Annotated in this window: 12 protein-coding genes and 1 pseudogene; 2 read left to right on the forward strand and 11 right to left on the reverse strand. The window is 69.7% G+C overall.

What is annotated here, in order from left to right; all coding sequences use genetic code 11:
* Nucleotides 1-58: 58 nt before the first annotated feature.
* The 10 genes and pseudogenes from fadD32 to glf all read right to left on the reverse strand — a co-directional run bounded on the left by fadD32 (nt 59) and on the right by glf (nt 12686).
* Nucleotides 59-1947 (reverse strand): annotated as a pseudogene (gene fadD32 / locus C6A87_RS26870) (long-chain-fatty-acid--AMP ligase FadD32).
* Nucleotides 1948-2123: 176 nt separating this feature from the next.
* Nucleotides 2124-3155 (reverse strand): cutinase family protein, encoded by a 1032-nt coding sequence (locus C6A87_RS26875; RefSeq protein WP_311115012.1) that lies wholly within the window; start codon nt 3153-3155, stop codon nt 2124-2126.
* A gap of 47 nt (nt 3156-3202) precedes the next feature.
* A complete protein-coding gene (locus C6A87_RS26880; RefSeq protein ID WP_311115013.1) occupies nt 3203-3655 on the reverse strand; it encodes a DUF732 domain-containing protein in 453 nt (150 codons plus the stop codon).
* A 69-nt stretch (nt 3656-3724) separates the two neighbouring features.
* The gene (locus tag C6A87_RS26885) at nt 3725-4612 is read right to left on the reverse strand and encodes an alpha/beta hydrolase family protein (RefSeq protein ID WP_311115014.1); all 888 of its coding nucleotides are present in this window, start codon (nt 4610-4612) and stop codon (nt 3725-3727) included.
* Nucleotides 4613-4755: 143 nt separating this feature from the next.
* A complete protein-coding gene (locus C6A87_RS26890) occupies nt 4756-5811 on the reverse strand; it encodes an alpha/beta hydrolase family protein (RefSeq protein ID WP_311115015.1) in 1056 nt (351 codons plus the stop codon).
* A 239-nt stretch (nt 5812-6050) separates the two neighbouring features.
* Nucleotides 6051-8015: a flagellar motor control protein ZomB gene (gene zomB / locus C6A87_RS26895; protein WP_396836944.1), complete on the reverse strand. Its 1965-nt coding sequence runs from the start codon at nt 8013-8015 to the stop codon at nt 6051-6053.
* Nucleotides 7993-8943, reverse strand: coding sequence for a decaprenyl-phosphate phosphoribosyltransferase (locus C6A87_RS26900; protein WP_311115016.1), 951 nt, complete (start codon nt 8941-8943; stop codon nt 7993-7995). Before C6A87_RS26900 ends, zomB begins: the two co-directional genes overlap by 23 nt.
* Nucleotides 8940-9482, reverse strand: a complete 543-nt coding sequence (locus C6A87_RS26905; RefSeq protein WP_311115017.1) for a phosphatase PAP2 family protein — start codon at nt 9480-9482, stop codon at nt 8940-8942. The genes C6A87_RS26900 and C6A87_RS26905 overlap by 4 nt, the downstream gene beginning before the upstream one ends.
* On the reverse strand, nt 9475-11445 hold the full coding sequence (locus C6A87_RS26910) for a glycosyltransferase (RefSeq protein WP_311115018.1): 1971 nt from the start codon (nt 11443-11445) through the stop codon (nt 9475-9477). Before C6A87_RS26910 ends, C6A87_RS26905 begins: the two co-directional genes overlap by 8 nt.
* Nucleotides 11442-12686 (reverse strand): UDP-galactopyranose mutase, encoded by a 1245-nt coding sequence (gene glf / locus C6A87_RS26915; RefSeq protein WP_396836945.1) that lies wholly within the window; start codon nt 12684-12686, stop codon nt 11442-11444. Before glf ends, C6A87_RS26910 begins: the two co-directional genes overlap by 4 nt.
* Before the next feature lie 172 nt (nt 12687-12858).
* Between glf and C6A87_RS26920 the strand changes: the two genes are divergently transcribed.
* On the forward strand, nt 12859-13788 hold the full coding sequence (locus C6A87_RS26920; RefSeq protein WP_311115019.1) for a hypothetical protein: 930 nt from the start codon (nt 12859-12861) through the stop codon (nt 13786-13788).
* Nucleotides 13789-13909: 121 nt separating this feature from the next.
* Nucleotides 13910-15532 carry an N-acetylmuramoyl-L-alanine amidase gene (locus C6A87_RS26925; RefSeq protein ID WP_311115020.1) on the forward strand — a complete coding sequence of 541 codons (1623 nt, stop codon included), beginning with the start codon at nt 13910-13912 and terminating at the stop codon, nt 15530-15532.
* 18 nt (nt 15533-15550) lie between these two features.
* Here C6A87_RS26925 and C6A87_RS26930 read toward each other — a convergent pair whose 3' ends face one another.
* The gene (locus C6A87_RS26930) at nt 15551-18286 is read right to left on the reverse strand and encodes an AAA family ATPase (protein WP_311115021.1); all 2736 of its coding nucleotides are present in this window, start codon (nt 18284-18286) and stop codon (nt 15551-15553) included.
* Between the last annotated feature and the right edge of the window lie 73 nt (nt 18287-18359).

Here is an 18359-nt window from a genome sequence, read left to right on the forward strand (position 1 = left end):
TACTCAACCTCACGATCGCGGTGCGACCGGCACGGCCGCCGAAAAATGTATGTGGGCGTCAGTCCGACTCGTCCGGGAACGCGTTGGCCACCCGGCCGCTGCGCAGACTGCCGTCAAGATAGGCCGACCGGCAGGCGCGGCGGCCGATCTTGCCGCTCGAGGTCCGCGGGATCGCACCGGCTGCGGTCAGCAGCACGTCGCGCACCGTCACCCCGTGGCGGACCGCGATGGCCGCGCGGATGTCGTCGATGATCGGGCCCACGTCGAGCTTGTGCGCCCCGGGCGCCCGCTCCCCGACGATCACCAGCTGCTCGGAGGTGTCGTCGGGATCGCGCTTCAGGCCGGCGTGGGTGTTGTCGAACACCTCGTCGGGCAGCTGATTGGCCGGACCGAGAACGCCGCGACGAAGCCGGTCCGCAGCGCCTTGGTGGCCTCCTGCGCGGAATACTCCAGGTCCTGCGGGTAATGATTGCGGCCGTCGATGATCACCAGATCCTTGACTCGTCCGGTGATGTACAGCTCGCCGTCGTGGTAGGCGCCGTAGTCGCCGGTGCGCACCCAGGTCGCGTCGTCGGTCGCGCCCTGGGCGTGCGACGGCGTGGTGCGCGACTTCAGCGTGTTGTGGAAGGTGGCGACGGTTTCTTCGGGCTTGTTCCAGTACCCGGTGCCCATGTTCTGGCCGCTGATCCAGATCTCGCCGATCTGACCGTCGGGCAGTTCCGATGCGGTCTCGGCGTCGACGATGACCGCCCACTCCGCGACACCGACCTTGCCTGCGCCCGCCTGGGCGACCGCCTTCGGCGAATCGTCGGGCACCTCGACGAAGCGGTGCGCGTTGAGCTCGTCGCGGTCGACGGAGATGATCTTCGGCGATTCGTTGGACGGTGTCGTCGACACGAACAGCGTCGCCTCGGCCAGGCCGTAGGACGGCTTGATGGCCTGCGGATGGAAGCCGTACGGGCCGAACGCCTCGTTGAACCGGCGCACGGTCGCCGCCGAGATCGGCTCGCTGCCGTTGAGGATCGCCTTGACGTTGGACAGGTCCAGCGGCTCCTCGCCGTCCTTGGGCAGGCCACGGGCCGCGGCGTGATCGAACGCGAAGTTCGGCGCGACCGAGATGGTGCCGCCGGTGTCGCCTTCCTTGCGGGCCATCGCCCGGATCCAGCGGCTCGGCCGGCGGACGAACGCCGCAGGCGTCATGAACTCCACGTAGTGCCCGATCACCGTGGGCAGGAGCACGGTGATCAGCCCCATGTCGTGGAAGAACGGCAGCCAGGACACGCCCCGGTCGCCCTCCTCGCCCTGCAGCGCCTCGATCACCTGCACCACGTTGGTGGCCAGGTTCAGGTGGGTGATCTGCACGCCGGTCGGGATGCGGGTCGACCCGGAGGTGTACTGCAGGTACGCGATCGTCTCGTAGCTGACGTCGACCGGTTCCCACGTGGCGCCGACCTCGGTGGGCACCGCGTCCACGGCGATGACCCGCGGACGCTGGTTGGCGGGCCGGGTGCGGAAGAACTTGCGCACCCCTTCGGCCGCCTCGGTGGTGGTCAGGATCGCCGACGGGGTGCAGTTGTCCAGCACCGCGTGCAGGCGGCCGACGTGGCCGGGCTCGTTCGGGTCGAACAGCGGCACCGCGATGCGGCCCGAGTACAAAGTGCCGAAGAACGCGACGAGGTACTCCAGGTTCTGCGGGCACAGGATCGCGACCCGGTCCCCGGGCTGGGTCACCTGCTGCAGCCGCGCGCCGACGGCCCGGTTGCGGGCGCCGAAGTCGGCCCAGGTCAGGTCGCGGGCCACCCCGTCACGCTCGGTGGAGAAGTCGAGGAACCGGTAGGCCACCTTGTCCCCACGCACCCGGGCCCATCGTTCGACGTGTTTGACCAAGCTCCCGTTGTCGGGGAATTTGATCAATCCGTCCTTGATGAACGGGTTGTGGAAGGCCATTCGTTACTCCAATCAAGCGGGATCATTGTCCCGAAAAACCCCGGGCATTCTACCGGGAAAGAGGCTGCCCACCCATCAGCCACCAGCATTCGCTCTTAGATTTTCCTTAAACTCCCATAATGCTAGGCGACCTAGCCGGTCCGGCCAAATTCGGCCCGGGTCGTTCGGGTCACAGGTCAGCCATGTTTCGGCTGCGGAGCGTTACTCACCAGATCCCGGGCCCAGCTCAGCGTCCAGCCGGTCGCCGGAAGGCCGTCGAGACTCCAGAACTGCGGCGTGGCATACATCGCGTGCACCGGTTGCCCCGCCCCGCCGGCGAGCACCTCCAGCGTCTTGGGCAACTGGGTGATGTTGAACGCCGACTCCGGCGCCGCGCAGATCAGATCACCGCGGGCGCAGATCTCGTTGGTCCGGTCGTTGAGCGCGCCGAATCCGCCGGGCCGCGGCCCCGTCATCGACAGGCCCAGCGCCGACAGCGTCGGCACCTCGTGCAGCGTGATCTCCGCGCCCTGCCCCGGCGCATTCGGGCCGACGTCCAGACCCACCCCGGCCTGCCTGCGGCCGTCGGCGATCAGCGTCACCCCGAGCACCAGATCCTGGTCCACCGGCCCGCGGCCGTTGCCGATGTCGGACGCGATGTCCCCGGCGATCACCGCGCCCTGCGAGAACCCGACCAGCACGTAGCTGGTCAGCGGGCACCGCTCGTTCATGGCGGTCATCGCCTGCACGGTGGCACGCATGCCCTCGGCGCGGCTGTCGTTGTACGACATCTGGCGATCGGCCGACAACGGATTGTGGAACTGCGCGGTGTAGGGAACCGTGAACACCTCCAACCGGTCCGCGCCGAACTCGGCCCGGATCGGGTTGGTGACGTTGAGCAGCAGCGCGGCCGGGAACTGCACCGGGTTGAACGGGTCCATCTGCACCGAGGACTCCCAGGTGCCCGGGATCGAGACCAGCTGCACGTCGGGGCAGCTCGCATCCTGGAATTCGGGGCGCGGCTTCGAGGTCGGGGGCACCGCCCCGGGCGGCACGGCGGACGGGGGTACCGCCGACGGCGGGGCGTCCGGCCTGCGCAGCACCACGACCACGATCGCCACGATCAGCACCACGACGAGGCCCACCGCCCCTGCGGCGAACAGCGCCAGAAGGCGGTGGCGTTTCCGCCGGTCGGTCGGCCGATTGGTCCGCCGATTGGTTTTGGCCATGCTTCAGGTACTCCTGTGCTCCATGCGTGCGCGGGTGGTGCTCGTGCTCAGCAGAGTCGCTCGGTCGCGATCCGAATGTAGTCGGCGGTAGCGGTGTCGACGTCATCTGCCGACGGCTTCTGCGGCGCGGAGGTGTCGTTGCCGTCGGAATCATCGACGTCGTCGCGCACCAGCGGGACGATGAAGTCCCAGACCGCGTGGTCGTCCTGCCCCGCCGCCCTGGCCTGGCACACGTAGGAGCCGATGCTCAGCGCCGACAGGTCGCTCGACGGGGTGACCCCCGCGCCGTGCAGCGCCTCCAGATACTCCCGCTGGCGCGGCGTGACGACGAGCGCGTTGGAACCGGTGGCCGCGTGGGGTCCGGGCTCGGCGGCGGTGGACCGGCCGTGCGGCGGCGCGGTCTCGACCTCCGAACCCATCCCGGCGATCATGTCGGTATTCAGCGAGCAGCCGGTCAGCCAGGCCGCCGGGAGAGCCAGCAGCGCAGAAAGCCCTGCCATTCCCGTCCTCGCCGAGCGTGAGCCGTGTTGCACGTTCTCCAAGGTACCGGGCTCGCGGCCCGCTCCCCGTTAGCGAACCGTCGCGACGAGTTCGCCGGTCATCGCGGCGAGCTGGCCGCTCCACGAACCCCAGTCATGGTTTCCCGAGGTCGGGAAGTCGAAGTGACCGTTGCCGCCGCCGGTGGCGCGGTAGTGCTGATAGAACACGCGGTTGCTGCCTTGAGCCTGGTCGCAGTAGCCGATCATCGCGGGCACATCGGTGCACGTCGTCGTTGCCGGGCTGTAGACCCACAGCCGGGTGTTGTTGTTCGTCAGCAGCTGCACGTGGACGTCGGGGTCGTGCCACTTCCAGCGTCCGAGCTGTGGCAAGCCCCACATGTTCCGGGTGTCCACGCCGCCGAACCGGGCCAGGCCGGCGGTGATGGCGCCGTTCATCGCGGTCGAGGACGGGGTCAGGAACCCGGACAGGGAGCCGGCGAAGCGGTAGCGGTCGGGATGGAACGCGGCCAGCGTCAGCGCCGCGGTGCCACCCTGGGCGGCGCCGACGACGGCGTGCCCGTTCGGTGCGATCCCCTTGTTCGCGGCCAGCCAGTTGGGCAGCTCGTCGGCCAGGAAGGTCTCCCACTGCTTGCTGCCGTCCTGCTCCCAGTTGGTGTACATGCTCCACGCCCCGCCCGCCGGCGCGGCCACCGACAAGCCGAGCCCGGACAGCGTGTTCATCGCGTTACCCGCGGTGACCCAGTTGCTGACGTCGGGCGCGGCGTTGAATGCATCGAGCAGCACCACCGCGTGCGGTCCGCCGCCCTGGAATGCGACCGGGATCGCGCGGCCCATCGCCGCCGAAGGCACCATGAGCATCTCGACGCCCTGGGCATTGGCCGCCGGTGCGGTCACCCCGCCGAAGATCGCCACCGCAGCCAGCACCGCCGCTGCGAGCGCCCGAAACATCCCCTGCATCTGCCACCTCATCTTTTCGCGCGCCTCGCGGGTCCGGTCCCGCTTCCGCAGTAGTGAATCACATCACCCACCGCGGTCGACGGCCAAAACGAGCGACGGCGGTGACCCTCGTCAGAGGATCACCGCCGTCGTCCGATGAGTTGCTAGCCGCCCGAGACCGGGGCCACGACCGGTTCAGCCGGAGCCGACGGCTGCGGCACGGCGCCGAGCACCCGCTGGATGTCGGGCTTCATCTGCTGCAGCTGCTGTCCCCAGTAGGGCCAGTCGTGCGTGCCGCCGGAAGGAAAGTTGAACACGCCGTTCTTGCCGCCTGCGGCGATGTACTCCTCCTGGAAGGTCTTGTTGGTGCGCAGCGTGAGGCTCTCCAGGAACTTCGCGGGCAGGTTGTCGCCCGCCACGCTGCCGTTGACCTCGGCGGGCTTGCCGTTGCCGCAGAACACCCAGATGCGGGTGTTGTTGGCGACCAGCTTGCCCATGTTGACCATCGGGTCGTTGCGCTTCCAGGCGCTGTTCGGGTCTTCGGTGCGACCCCACATGTCGTTGGCCTTGTAGCCGCCCGCGTCACCCATCGAGATGTTGATGAGCATCGGCCACCACCCTTCGGACGGGTTCAGGTAGCCCGACAGCGACCCGGCGTACTGGAACTGCTGCGGGTGGTAGATCGCCAGCGTCAGCGCCGCCGAACCGGCCATGGACAGACCGACGGCCGCGTTGCGGTTCGGGTCGACGCCATGGTTGGCCGCCAGGTACGCGGGCAGCTCCTGGGTCAGGAACGTCTCCCACTTGTAGGTCTGGCAGCCGGCCTTACCGCAGGCCGGGCTGTACCAGTCGCTGTAGAAGCTGGACTGCCCGCCGACGGGCATGACCACCGCGAGACCCGAGTCGACGTACCACTCGAAGGCGGCGGTGTTGATGTCCCAGCCGTTGAAGTCGTCCTGGGCACGCAGGCCGTCGAGCAGGTACACGCCGGGGGCGTTCGGGCCACCGCTCTGGAACTGGACCTTGATGTCGCGGCCCATCCCTGCGGACGGCACCATCAGGTACTCCACCGGCAGGCCCGGACGTGAGAAAGCGCCTGCGGTGGCGGAGCCGCCCACGGCGCTGATCAGGCCGGGCAGCAGGACCGCCGCCAGCGCGGCCACCGTGAGCCTGCGGCTCAGGCTACGGATAACTCTGGGGAACGCCCCAACGAGTTTCATGCTTGTGAATTTCCCATCTGTCGTAAGCAGCAGCAGGCCCCCGCCCTGACGGACGGTTCCCGTGAACGGCCGCTTTGCCCGTGTAGTCAACCACACCTTTGTGGCGATCTCTCTTCCGCGAGCGCGGGCGCTGCGGACGTGTGAGGCCCGCACGGGACCTCCTCACATGCCTTATCTGACCGACATGGCTGCAGTGTTACGTAAGCAGAAAACCCGCTCCACCAACAAATCGGCTGCAGTCACGGCCCGGTGGGAGGCAATCCGGCGTACGGCGGGTTCACCGGCTCGGGCAGCGGCAGTCCGCACCGCCGCAACTCGTACAACGGCACCCGGTCGATGCGGTAGCGGGTGAACTCCGCGGCGTGCACCAGGTTGGACAGAAAACGTCTGGGCCCCATCGGGGCCCGGATCGCGTCCAGCAGTGACACGGTCTCGGGGCACTGCAGCGCGGCCTCGGCCTGGCGGATCCAGTCCTCGTCGAGATATGCGGGGATGTAGGGCTCTTCCTTGAAGAACGGCCCCTCGGCCACCGCCCAGTCCGGGAACAGGTTCTTGTCGTGCCCGATCCGGCCGTCCTCGAGCCGGGCGGTATGTGCCGCAAGGGGATTGGCCAGACCGATCTGGTCGATCACCCGGACGTCGAGACCGACGTTCATGCTGACCATCCCGAGGTTGGTGAAGAACACCGTCTGCGGACCGCGGTAGTCGGGCGGTGCGTCCGGCGGCGGCGGGTAGGCCGGCACGACGTCCCAGGCGTCGTAGTTTCCCGACGGCAGCCACAGGGCACCGTCGGGGGTGTTCTGGATCGCGACCAGCACCGCGCGCATCCGCGGATAGTCGAGATAGTCCGCAGCGGTGAGCGGATGGGCGTGGCCGGTCGCCTGCGCGTAGAAGCGGCGTTCGTCGACGATGCCGGTGTAAGTGACGCGGGTGGCGTCGGCGCCCATGCCGTTGCTGTTGGCCGCCCACAGCGACCAGCCCACCACCCCGAGCCACAGCAGGCTGGTGGCACCGGCATACAGATAGCTTGCGCCCCGCGCCATCCGGCGACGGTCGGGAAGCATCAGCGGAATCACCGCCACCGGGGCCAGCAGACAGAACAGCGGCGTCAGCAGCACCCGGCCGTGCATGAAGTCGCCGCCCTGCCGGATCCAGTACACCGCCTGCAGGAACCCGCTCACCAGCATGAAAATCACGACCGCAGAAGGGCTTTGCACCATCCGGGCCAGCCATCCGGCGTCGGCGGTGCGCGGCCGCTCGATCCGAACGGGCCTGCCGCACAACAACCGCACCATGACCGCCAGGCCGATCAGCAGCACCGCGGGCGCCCACAGCAGATACGGCTGGTTGAAGTTGGCGAGGTACACGAAGCCCTGCTCCCACTTCGCGCCCGAGGCCTCCTTGGCCAGCGCCGTGCTCGGGAACAGCAGGCCGTAATAGCCCATCCGGAAGATCTGGTAGGCGACCGGCAGCAGGCCGCCCGCGGCGACGATCAGCGCGCGCGCGGGCCAGCCCTTGGCGACGATCAGCATCATCACCAGCGCCAGGCCGCCGATCAGCGCGAGTTCGGGGCGCACCAGCACCGACAGGCCGGCGACGAAGGCCAGCGTCAGGTCGAAGGCACGCGAGGTGGGCGTGCCCCGGCGGGACTGGGCCCAGACCACCATCATCCACCACAGCAGGCCGAGATAGGCCAGCACCAAACCGTTTTCGAGGCCCGAGGTGGCGAAGTCGCGGGCCGGCGGCACCGCGATGTAGACCAGCACGCCGGCGGGCAGCAGCACGGCCTGGCGGCCCTTGAGCGTCGGCGCGTACAGCCGGGCGGTGCCCAGCATCACCAGCACGACGCCGAGCACGCTGAGCACCAGGGCCAGCGTCAGCGCCACGTATTCCAGGCGCGCCGCACCGGAGACGAGGCCGCCGAGGTACATCAGGTACGACCACGCCGTCGAGGTGTTGGCCTCCACCCGCTCCCCGGCGTTGAACACGGGACCGTTGCCTGCCAACAGGTTGCGCACCGTGCGCAGCACGATCAGGCCGTCGTCGGCGATCCAGCGACGCTGCCACGCGCCCCACCCGAACAGCGCCGCCACCAGCGTGACCGACAGCCACAGGCTCACCCGCATCCACACGTCGGATGCGATCGGGGCCCGGCGCGCAGGCGCCGGGGCGGTCAGCGTGTCAGCTGAGGATGACTGCGGCACCGACGGTCCCAATCCACGCCAGCGCCATGAGCTGGAGCACCCGGTCCTTCAACGCGATCTCCTCGGGCTCACCTGCCAGGCCGCCGTCGACATCGACGGCGTACCGCAGGATGGCGATCGTGAACGGGATCATCGAGACCACGAACCACGAGGTGCCGCCGGTGGCGTCGCGCTCGAAGGCCCACAGCCCGTAACACAGCACCAGCGCGGTGGCCGACAGCGTCCACACGAACCGCAGATACGAGCTGGTGTAGCTCTCCAGCGACTTGCGGATCTTGGCGCCGGTGCGTTCTGCCAATTGGAGCTCGGCATAACGCTTTCCGGCCGCCATGAACAGCGACCCGAAGGCCATGGTGAGCAGGAACCACTGGGACAGCGGCACCCCGGCGGCGACGCCGCCGGCGATGGCCCGGATCAGGAAACCCGACGAGACGATGCAGATGTCGATGACGGCCTGGTGTTTGAGGCCGAAGCAGTACGCCAGCTGGACGGCGATGTAGACCGCCATGACCAGGGCCAGGTTCGGGGTGACGACCACCCAGGAGATCGCCAGGGACAGCACGCCGAGCACGACGGCCAGCACGTAGGCCAGCGGCTGGGACACCACGCCCGCGGCGATCGGGCGGAACCGCTTGGTCGGATGGGCGCGGTCGGCCTCGACGTCGCGCGCGTCGTTGACCAGGTACACGCTGGAGGCGGCCAGGCTGAAGACCACGAACGCGACGGCGACGTTCAGCAGCAGCGCCGGCCAGTCGTCGCGCATCCGGTCGACGAAGCTGGCGTCGGCCAGCGCGGCGATCGGCGCCGCGAACACCAGCACGTTCTTGACCCACTGCCGCGGACGGAGGGCCTTGACGATGCCGGCGGCCAGGTTCTTCGGCGGCCCCGCCGTCGGACCCGTCTGCTGATCCACCTCGGACGTGCTCATCGCGGTGTCCTCCTACGATCCCGGGCGGCAACCTTGTCGCCCAGCCTGCCGACTGCTTTTCCGACGACCGCTCCGACCGCCACTCCGGTGAGCACGTCGCTGGGGTAGTGCACGCCGACGACCAGACGGGACAGCGCCATCGGCGGCACCAGGAGCGCGGCCAGCGGCAGCCCGGTCGGGCGCGACAGCAGCACGGCGGCCGCGGTCGTCGAGGTCGCGTGCGCGGACGGGAAACTCAGCCGGCTCGGGGTGGCGACGTTGACCGCGATGGCCGGGTGGTGCGGCCGCTGCCTGCGGACCACCCGTTTGATGACGACGGCCGCGGCGTGGGCGAGGAAGGCCCCGGCCCCGGCGGCGAGGTACTCGCGGCGGCGCCGCGGCGCCAGCAGCGCCCCGAGTCCGGCGAGGGCGAGCCAGCCGAGGCTGTGCTCGCCGAAGTGCGACATGCCGCGGGCGGCCGGCAGCACGCCGGGTCGTTCGGCCAGCGCGCGCTGCACGGCCACCAGCACGGCGTCTTCGCCGTGCGGAGCGTCAGGCATCACCGGATCCGTTGCTGACCCCCCGGTCGCTGCGCTGCCCGGCCGGAATCAGCACGTCCTCCCACCTCTGCGTGCTGGTCAGCGTGGGCAGGGCGGCGCGGTAGGCCTTGCGCAGCCGGTTGAACCTGCGGGCCAGCAGCGCCTGCCGCTTCAGCGATTCGCGCAGCAGCTCGAACATCTTGTCCCGGTCCCGCTGCCGGTAGACCACGCCGCGGCCGTCGGCGGTCGTCACGGTGACACCGTCGACACGGCACAGCGAGAACCAGCGGGCGTCCTGCGTGGCGACGTTGACCTGCGGCCTGCGATGGTGCTCGGGGTCGTGCGGCTTGAGCTGGTGGGCGATGCCCCGGCCCAGCCGCAGCGAGATCGCCACCGCGTTGGTCGGGATCTCGACCTTCCTGCGCCACCTCTTGTCCGACGGCGCAGGCAGCGTGGTCGCGCTCGGCAGCACGACCGCGTCGGGGTACTCCTGGCGCATGCTGCGCACCTCGGGCAGCGCGGACTCCAGAATCGAGAAGATGTGTTCGGGGCCGGCGAGGAAGTCGTCCATCGCCTTGTTCTGGATCGCCACCGTCGAATACTCAAGACAGAGAAGGTGCTTCAAGGTCGCCTTGAGGTGGCTGGCGAGCAGTCCGCGCACGTTGCCGTCCCAGTGCAGGGCCGCGACCACCAGGCGGTTGCGCAGGTGGAAGTACGCCTGCCAGTCGATCGCGTCGTCCTTGTCGCTCCACGCCATGTGCCAGATCGCGGCACCGGGAAGCGTCACGGTCGGGTAGCCGTGTTCACCGGCGCGCAGGCCGTAGTCGGCGTCGTCCCACTTGATGAACAGCGGCAGCGGCTGGCCCAGCTCCTCAGCCACCTGCCGCGGGATCATGCACATCCACCAGCCGTTGTAGTCGACGTCGACGCGCCGGTGCAGCATCCGGCTGCGCTCCTGGTCCTCGTCGGCCAGGGGGTACTTGGCGAAGTTGTGGTCGTATTCGGTGTTGACCGCGTTGGTCCACATGAAGTTCTCGGGGTCGACCATCTCGCCCATGACGTGCAGGTGGCTCGGCTCCTGCAGGTTGAGCATCTGCCCGCCCACCAGGGTCGGGACCTTCGCGAACCGGTTCATCGCCAGCGCCCGCAGGATCGAGTCCGGTTCGATGCGGATGTCGTCGTCCATGAACAGGATCTGCTCACAGTCGGTGTTCTTCAGCGCCTCGTACATCACCCGGCTGTAGCCGCCGGAGCCACCGAGGTTGGGCTGGTTGTGCAGCGACAGCCGGTTGCCGAGCGCGGCGGCCGCGGCCTCGAAGCCCGGATGGTCCTTGGCCTTGCTGGTGCCCTGGTCGGTCACGATGACCGCGCCGATCACCTCGTCGACCTTCGGGTCGGACGTCAGCGCGGCCAGCGCGTTGACGCAGTCCGAGGGCCGGTTGAAGGTCGGGATCCCGACCGCGACGTTGGCCCGGCCCGGCGCCGGGATGGGCGCGTACCAGCCCGCGTGGTGCAGCGTGGACTTGGCGTTGGTGGTGATGTCGAACCAGATCCAGCCACCGTCCTCGAACGGGGCCAGCTCGATCTCGAACTCGACCACGGCGGGCGGTCCGTCCTCGGGGCCGGCCACCGGGGCGCCACCGACGGTGATCCGGGCACCGGTCGCCTTGGACCGGTAGACGTCGACGCGGGCGCTGCCGGTCAGCTCCACCCGCAGCACCACCGACTCCAGGACCGACCAGCGCCGCCAATAGCTGGCCGGGAACGCGTTGAAGTACGTGGCGAAGGACACCTCGGACTCCGCGCCGATCTCCAGCGTGGTGCGGGTGGGCGCGTGCGCGCGCTTGGCGTTGGTCTCGGATTCCTCTATATAGAGTTTGCGGACGTCGAGCGGTTCGCCCGGCCGGGGCAGGATCACCCGGGCCAGCGGGCTGACCGCTCGTGACTGTTCGGCCTCGAGCGCGCCGGACGGGGTGTCAGTCATGCTCCACTGCTTTCTGTCTCGGGATCGCCCAGCGGCACACCGTCGCGCAGGTGGGGCGCGAGGGTGTTGTCGTAGATGTTCAGCGCGCTGGCGATCGCCATGTGCATGTCCAGGTATTGGTAGGTGCCGAGGCGGCCGCCGAACAGGACCTTCGACGACGCCGTCTCCGCTTTGGCCCGCGCCCGGTAGGCGGCGAGCACCGCGCGGTCGGCCTCGGTGTTGATCGGATAGTAGGGCTCGTCGTCGTTTTCGGCGAACCGCGAGTACTCACGCATGATCACGGTCTTGTCCGTCGGGTAGGACCGCTCCGGGTGGAAGTGCCGGAACTCGTGGATGCGGGTGAACGGCACGTCGGGGTCGTTGTAGTTCATCACCGGTGTGCCCTGGTAGTCACCGCAGTCGGTGAGCACTTCGAGTTCGAAGTCCAGGGTGCGCCAGCCGAGCTTGCCCTCGGAGTAGTCGAAGTACCGGTCCAGCGGGCCGGTGTAGACCACCGGGGCGTCCGGATTCTGCGCGCGCAACTCGTCGCGGACGTCGAACCAGTCGGTGTTCAGCCGCACCTCGATGCGGTCGTCGGCGGCCATGTTCTCCAGCCACCTGGTGTAACCGTCGACGGGCAGGCCCTCGTAGGTGTCGTTGAAGTAGCGGTTGTCGAAGGTGTAGCGGACCGGCAGCCGGGTGATGTTGCTCGCGGGCAGCTGCCGGGGATCGGTCTGCCACTGTTTGGCGGTGTAGTGCTTGACGAACGCCTCGTACAGCGGCCGGCCGATCAGCGAGATGGCCTTCTCTTCGAGGTTCTGCGCGTCGGCGGTGTCGATCTCGCTGGCCTGTTCGGCGATCAGCGCCCTGGCCTCGTCCGGGGAGAAATACCGCCCGAAGAACTGGCTGACCAGGCCCAGCCCCATCGGGAACTGGTAGGCCTGCCCGTTGTGCAGCGCGTAGACGCGGTGTTGGTAGCCGGTGAACTCGGTGAACTGCCCTACGTAGTCCCACACCCGCTTGTTACTGGTGTGGAACAGGTGCGCGCCGTACTTGTGCACCTCGATGCCGGTTTCGGGCTCGGCTTCGGAGTAGGCGTTGCCGCCCAGGTGTGGGCGGCGTTCGATCACGAGCACCCGCTTGCCCAGCTGGGTGGCTGCTCGTTCGGCAACGGTGAGACCGAAGAAGCCGGAACCGACGACGAACAGGTCGAAACCGTCGGTCTGAGGGCGCACTGCGGCCCGGGGATCAGGAGAGATCATCGGCAGCAAGGGTATCCGACAGGCGCTGTCGGACCCGAAACGACTGAGCTGCGCAGGTCGCAATTAGCTCACGATTCAATCTCGTCACTCTAGACACACCAGTCACGTCAGTAACATCGAGCGCGTACGCCAGTACGTATTCGAGCTTTATCCGTATTTGAGGAGACTTTCCGTGCCGAACCGACGTCGCCGCCGGCTCTCGACAGCCTTGAGCACAGTCGCCGCTCTGGCCGTCGCGAGTCCAGTTGCAGTAGTAGCCGTTTCCGAATTGTCCACCCCAGCCGGGCGCGACGGTGCGCCCGAACACCGCGAGTTCGTCCAGGCCGCGTCCATCGCCGACCTTCCGGGTGAATTGATCTCCGCCCTGTCCCAGGGCCTGTCCCAGTTCGGCATCAATCTCCCGCCGATGCCGACGAGCCTGCTCACCGGAACCGGGGCCGCGCCGGCGGCCACGCTGTCCCCCGGCCTGGGCGTGCCCGGCCTGGCCTCCCCGGGTCTGACGGGGCCGTCGCTGACCGACCCGAGCCTGGCCAATCCGGCCCTGACCGATCCGGCGCTGACCAGCCCCGCAGGGCTGACCACGCCCGGTCTGACCACGCCTGGCCTGACCACGCCCGGTCTGACCGATCCCGCGCTGGCCTCCCCCGGTTTGACCACGCCGTCCTTGACCGACCCCGGCCTGGGACTGACCACTCCGGGCCTGTCGACGCCGCCGGCGCTGACCGACCCGGCGCTGGGCGCGCTGCCCATCTCCACCTCGGGACTGCCCGCCACCGGTGAGGTGCCGATCTCGGCGCCGATCGGCCTGGATCCGGCCCTCGGCACCTATCCGATCCTGGGTGACCCGTCGCTGGCCGTGACCCAACCGGTCGCCTCGACCAGCGGCGGCCTGCTCGGCGATCTGACCAGCGCGGCCAACTCACTGGGCGCCGGCGAGGCGATCGACCTGCTCAAGGGCGTGTTGATGCCGGCCATCATGTCGGCGGTCAAACCGCCGGTCGCCCCGCCCGCCGCACCGGTCGCCCAGGCCGGCGCGGAGGCCGCCGAAGCCGCCGAGGCACCTCTCGGGGCCGCGGAGGCCGCGATCGAACCGGGCGCGTAGCACCGCCCGCCGCACAGTCCTGCCACGGAACGGCACCGCAGAAGCGCGACACGCTCTGCGGTGCCGTTGCGTGCGCGTGTCGTAACACGTGCAACATGCGGCACATAAGTAACATCAGTCCGTGCTGTATCGGCGCCCCGCACCCTCGATACTGATCTCCGCGCTCGCGGCGACAGTGGTGCTGTTGCCGTGGGCGATTTCCGGGATCCCCGATGGTGACGACACCTCGGCGATGGCCGCGCCGCAGATGGCCCAGCAGCCGCTGACCGATCTCGGGGGTGGCGAGACGATCCGCGAGCTGCGCCAGGACACCCCGTTCTCGATGGTCGCGCTGACCTCGCAGGACCTCACCGGGACGTCGGCCCGGGTTCGCGCCAAGAAGGACGACGGCTCGTGGGGCCCGTGGTACGAGGCCGAACCTCTCGAAGGTGTCGGCGCCGACGAGCCCGGCCCCGTGCACGGAACCGACCCGGTCTTCGTCGGACGCACCACCGCCGTACAGATCGCGGTGCGCCGTCCCGCGGACGCGCCGACGACCGGCACAGCCGTGCCCGCGCCGAAGCCCGACGGCCCCGAGCTCGGCTACATCCCCGCCAACGTCGAGCAACCGCTGCCGCAGAACATCACCGCGGTGCTGATCAGCCCGCCCGAGGCGCCGTCGGACCTGTTGCCGATGCCGAATGCAGCCACGCCCGCCGGTCAGCCGCCACGCATCATCAACCGCGCCGAGTGGGGCGCCGACGAGGGCATGCGGTGCGGTGAACCCCGCTACGACACCAGGATCCGCGCCGGCGTCGTGCACCACACGGCCGGCAGCAACGAGTACACCCCGCACGACTCGCCCGGCATCGTCAGATCGATCTACGAGTACCACACCCGGACCCTGGGCTGGTGCGACATCGCCTACAACGCGATGGTCGACAAGTACGGCCAGGTCTTCGAGGGCCGTGCGGGCGGAATGACCCGGCCCGTCGAAGGCGCGCACACCGGTGGCTTCAACCACAACACCTGGGGTGTGGCCATGCTCGGCAACTTCGACGCGGTCCCCCCGACACCGATCCAGTTGCGCCACACCGCAAGACTTCTGGGCTGGGTACTGGGGCAGTCCGGCGTCGACCCGCTCGGCACCGTGGTGCTTCCCTCCGAGGGCGGCTCGTTCACCAAGTTCCCGTTCGGCGCGTCACCGACACTGCCGACGATCTTCACCCACCGCGACGTGGGCAACACCGAGTGCCCCGGAAACGCGGCCTACGCCCTGATGGGCCAGATCCGCGACATCGCCGCCCGGTTCAACGACCCGCCCGGACCCGAACAGCTCGCCGAGACCCTGCGCGGTGGAGCGATCTTCGCGAAATGGGAGTCGATGGGCGGTGTGGACAGCTTCCTCGGCCGGCCGACCTCCCCCGAAGCCTCCGGCGAGGGCGCGACCCGCTATGTGACGTTCGAGCGGGGCGCGATGTACTGGTCCCCGGAAAGCGGCGCCGAGCCCGTCACCGGTGAGCTCTACAAAGCCTGGGGCGCACTCGGATTCGAGCGGGGCGCACTCGGCCTGCCGACGAGCGCCGAGATCCCCGAACCGCTGTGGATCGTGCAGAACTTCCAGCACGGCACGCTGAACTTCGACCGGGAGAAGGGCACCGTCACCCGGGTGATCGACGGTGTCCCCGTCGAATTGCCGCCCGACACCGCCGATTCGGAGCCCGTCCAGCTGGAACGGTTCACCCCGCCGAGCAACCCGGTTTAACCCTCGAGCGGACCCGGTTCAGCCCTCGGGCGGCGCGCCGAGCCGCGCGCCCAGCTGGGACCTGGAGCGGATACCCAGTTTCCGGTACACCCGGGTCAGGTTGGTCTCCACGGTCTTGACGCTGACGTACAGAGTCTCGGCGACCTCTTTGTTGGTCATCCCGGACGCGACGAGCTCGGCGATCCGCTGCTCGGAATCGGTCAGCGCGGCACCGCCGGACCGGTCGGCGACGTTGATGCGCGCCAACTCCTTCCGCGCCCGATCGGCCCACACGGGCACCCCGAGCTCCTCGAACTGTGCCAGTGCCGCGCGCACCGACCGCGCGGCGGCGTCGCGGCGGCGCAGCCTGCGCTGCACGTCGCCCATCACCAGCCGGCTGCGCGCCTGCTCGAACGGCATGGCCAGCCGGCCGTGCTGGGCCATCGCCCGCTCGACGGCCGCAAGCGCCCCTTCGAGGTCGCCTCCCGCGGCTGAATGCAGTGCCCGGCAACGGTTTCCGACGGCCAGCTGCCACGGCCGGTCCAGCCGCGCCCCGTTGCGCTCGAATGCCTCGATCATCGGTTCGGCCTCGCCGTGGCGACCCAGCGCGATCAGCGCCTCCACCGCGTCGGGAAGGAACCAGCACCACATCAGCTCCGTCCCGGCGAACGGCCGGTGCACCGGCAACAGCGGCGCGAGAACGTCGGCCGCTCGGGCGTGCTCCCCGCAGGCCACGTCCAGGAACGCCAGCGCCGAGCGTGCCCACGCGGTGGGCGGCACCTGGCCGGCGCCGAGTTCGAGTGCGCGGTGGGCCAGTTCCCGCGCGTGCGTGTCCCGGCCCCGGTACGCGGCCACCGCGGCGGACACGCCTGTCGCGACGACCAACGAACCGCCCACCTGCCCGGCCCGCTCCAGCAGGTCGGCGGCGTGGCGGTCGGCCTCCTCGTAACGGCCGCGCCAGATCGCCACCTGGGCGCGCAACCCCGCCATCGCCATCACGTCGTGCTCGGCGCCCCGTTGCAGACAGCGCTCGGCGATCTCGGTCAACTGCCCGTCGGCCTCCGGCAGGCGGCCCGCCACGGCGAGCGTGACCCCGTTGATCGTGCCCCCGCGGAACGGGATCGGCACGTCTTCGTGGACCGCCTCCAACTCGATCGCCCGGCCGAGGGCGTCCCCGTCGACGCCGCGGCCCGCCCGACAGTTCACGTACACCGACATCGCCAGCGCCTGGCTGATCAACGACGGCACGCCGGTGCCCTCGGCGACCTCGACCGCCCGGGCCACCACGGTGAGCTGATCGGCGAAGGCGCCCATCATCCCCTGGGCGAACGCCAGCATCAACAGCGACGAGACGTGTACGGCGCCGTGGCCGACGACGTCCGCGCAGGCCTGCTCCAGCAGGGTGACCGCGCCGGCGTAGTCGTCGTCGAAGATCAGCACCCCTGCGCGCAGGTCGAGGGCGAGGGCCCGCAGCACGCCGGGCGGCAGGTCGTCGAGCACGCTGTCGAGCAGCACGGCGGCCCGCGTCGTTTCGCCTGCGGCGTGGTGATGTTCGGCCGCGCGGATCCGCCGCGACACCTTGTCGCCGCCGAGCCGGATGGCCAGCTCCATGAATTCGGCGGCTGCCGCGGGCGCCCCGCGGCTGCGGGCCGAATCTGCGGCCGCGTCCAGCGCCGCCAGCGTGGCGTCATCGGCGACGGTGGCCGACATGGCCAGGTGCCGGGCGCGCAGTTCGGGTTGCGTGTTGCGTTCGGCCAGCCGGCGGTGGAACTCGCGCCTGCGGGCCGGCGGCGCGCTGTCGTAGATCCCGCCGGCCAACAGCGGATGGGTGAACCGGACCCGGTTGCCCTCGATGACCACGACACCCTCGACTTCGGCGGCCTCGAGGTGGCGGGTCACCTGCTCGGCGCTCAGCCCGACGGTGGCCGCGACCACATCGACCGTCGGCAGGGTCTCCGACGCGGCGGCCAGCAGCACGTCGCGCACGTCGTCGTCGAGTCCGCCGACCCGCAGCCGGACCAGCTCCGCCAGCGTGGACGGGAGCCGCAGTCCCGGCCGGGACGGGTCGCCGTCGGTCACCCGCGCCAGTTCCAGCGCGTAAAGCGGATTGCCGCCGGACAACTCGGCGATGCGCACGATCGCCGGCCTGGAGAATCTCCGGCCGGTCCGCGCCGCGAGCATGCTGTGCAACGCGCCGAGGCTCATCGGGTCCACCTGTACCCGAGTCAGCCCGCCGGTGCCGACCTGCAGCCAGGACGCGGCCCGCTCACCGGTCGACGGACCGGTCCGTTCGGTGACGACGACGCCGACCGGCCCCTTGAGCCGACGCGCCACGAAGCCGAGAACCATGCGGCTGGACGGGTCGAGCCACTGCACGTCGTCGACGGCGATCAGCACCGGCGTCTGCGCACAGACAGCCTGGACAGCGGCCAATACCGCTGCGGCGGTGACTCTTTCATCGGTGGGTCGGCCGGCGCCGGGTGCCCGCTGCAGGACGCGGTCGGCGGCCAGCCGCTGCATGTCGGGCAACGCCGAGACGATGTCCGGGTCGACCGCACCGAGCAGGTCCGCGGTCGCCGAGTGCGCCAGTCCGGCCTCGCCCGCGGTGGTGTGTGCGGTCAGCACCGCGAAGCCGGCCCCGGCGGCGCGCTCGACCAGCCCGGCCAGCAGCGTCGTCTTACCGATGCCGGCCTCGCCCTCGATCAGCAGCCCGACCGGCTGCCGGCGGGCCGCTGCGAGAAACTCGTCGACCGCGCCCGTTCTCGCCGCCGCCACGGGCGCATCCCCACCCCCCACACGCGACATCATGCCAGGAGCAAACGACGCAGCAGGCCGCCGAGTCAGTCTT

The sequence above is a fragment of the Mycobacterium sp. ITM-2016-00317 genome (genome assembly GCF_002968295.1).
In the GTDB taxonomy this organism is placed as follows: Bacteria; Actinomycetota; Actinomycetes; order Mycobacteriales; family Mycobacteriaceae; genus Mycobacterium.

What these genes read in the sequence shown, in the direction of transcription:
- C6A87_RS26910 (WP_311115018.1), bottom strand. Translation starts at nt 11,445, where the DNA reads ATGACTGACACCCCGTCCGGCGCGCTCGAGGCCGAACAGTCACGAGCG.
- C6A87_RS26885 (WP_311115014.1), bottom strand. Translation starts at nt 4,612, where the DNA reads ATGCAGGGGATGTTTCGGGCGCTCGCAGCGGCGGTGCTGGCTGCGGTG.
- C6A87_RS26900 (WP_311115016.1), bottom strand. Translation starts at nt 8,943, where the DNA reads ATGAGCACGTCCGAGGTGGATCAGCAGACGGGTCCGACGGCGGGGCCG.
- C6A87_RS26905 (WP_311115017.1), bottom strand. Translation starts at nt 9,482, where the DNA reads ATGCCTGACGCTCCGCACGGCGAAGACGCCGTGCTGGTGGCCGTGCAG.
- C6A87_RS26875 (WP_311115012.1), bottom strand. Translation starts at nt 3,155, where the DNA reads ATGGCCAAAACCAATCGGCGGACCAATCGGCCGACCGACCGGCGGAAA.
- C6A87_RS26890 (WP_311115015.1), bottom strand. Translation starts at nt 5,811, where the DNA reads ATGAAACTCGTTGGGGCGTTCCCCAGAGTTATCCGTAGCCTGAGCCGC.
- glf (WP_396836945.1), bottom strand. Translation starts at nt 12,686, where the DNA reads ATGATCTCTCCTGATCCCCGGGCCGCAGTGCGCCCTCAGACCGACGGT.
- C6A87_RS26880 (WP_311115013.1), bottom strand. Translation starts at nt 3,655, where the DNA reads ATGGCAGGGCTTTCTGCGCTGCTGGCTCTCCCGGCGGCCTGGCTGACC.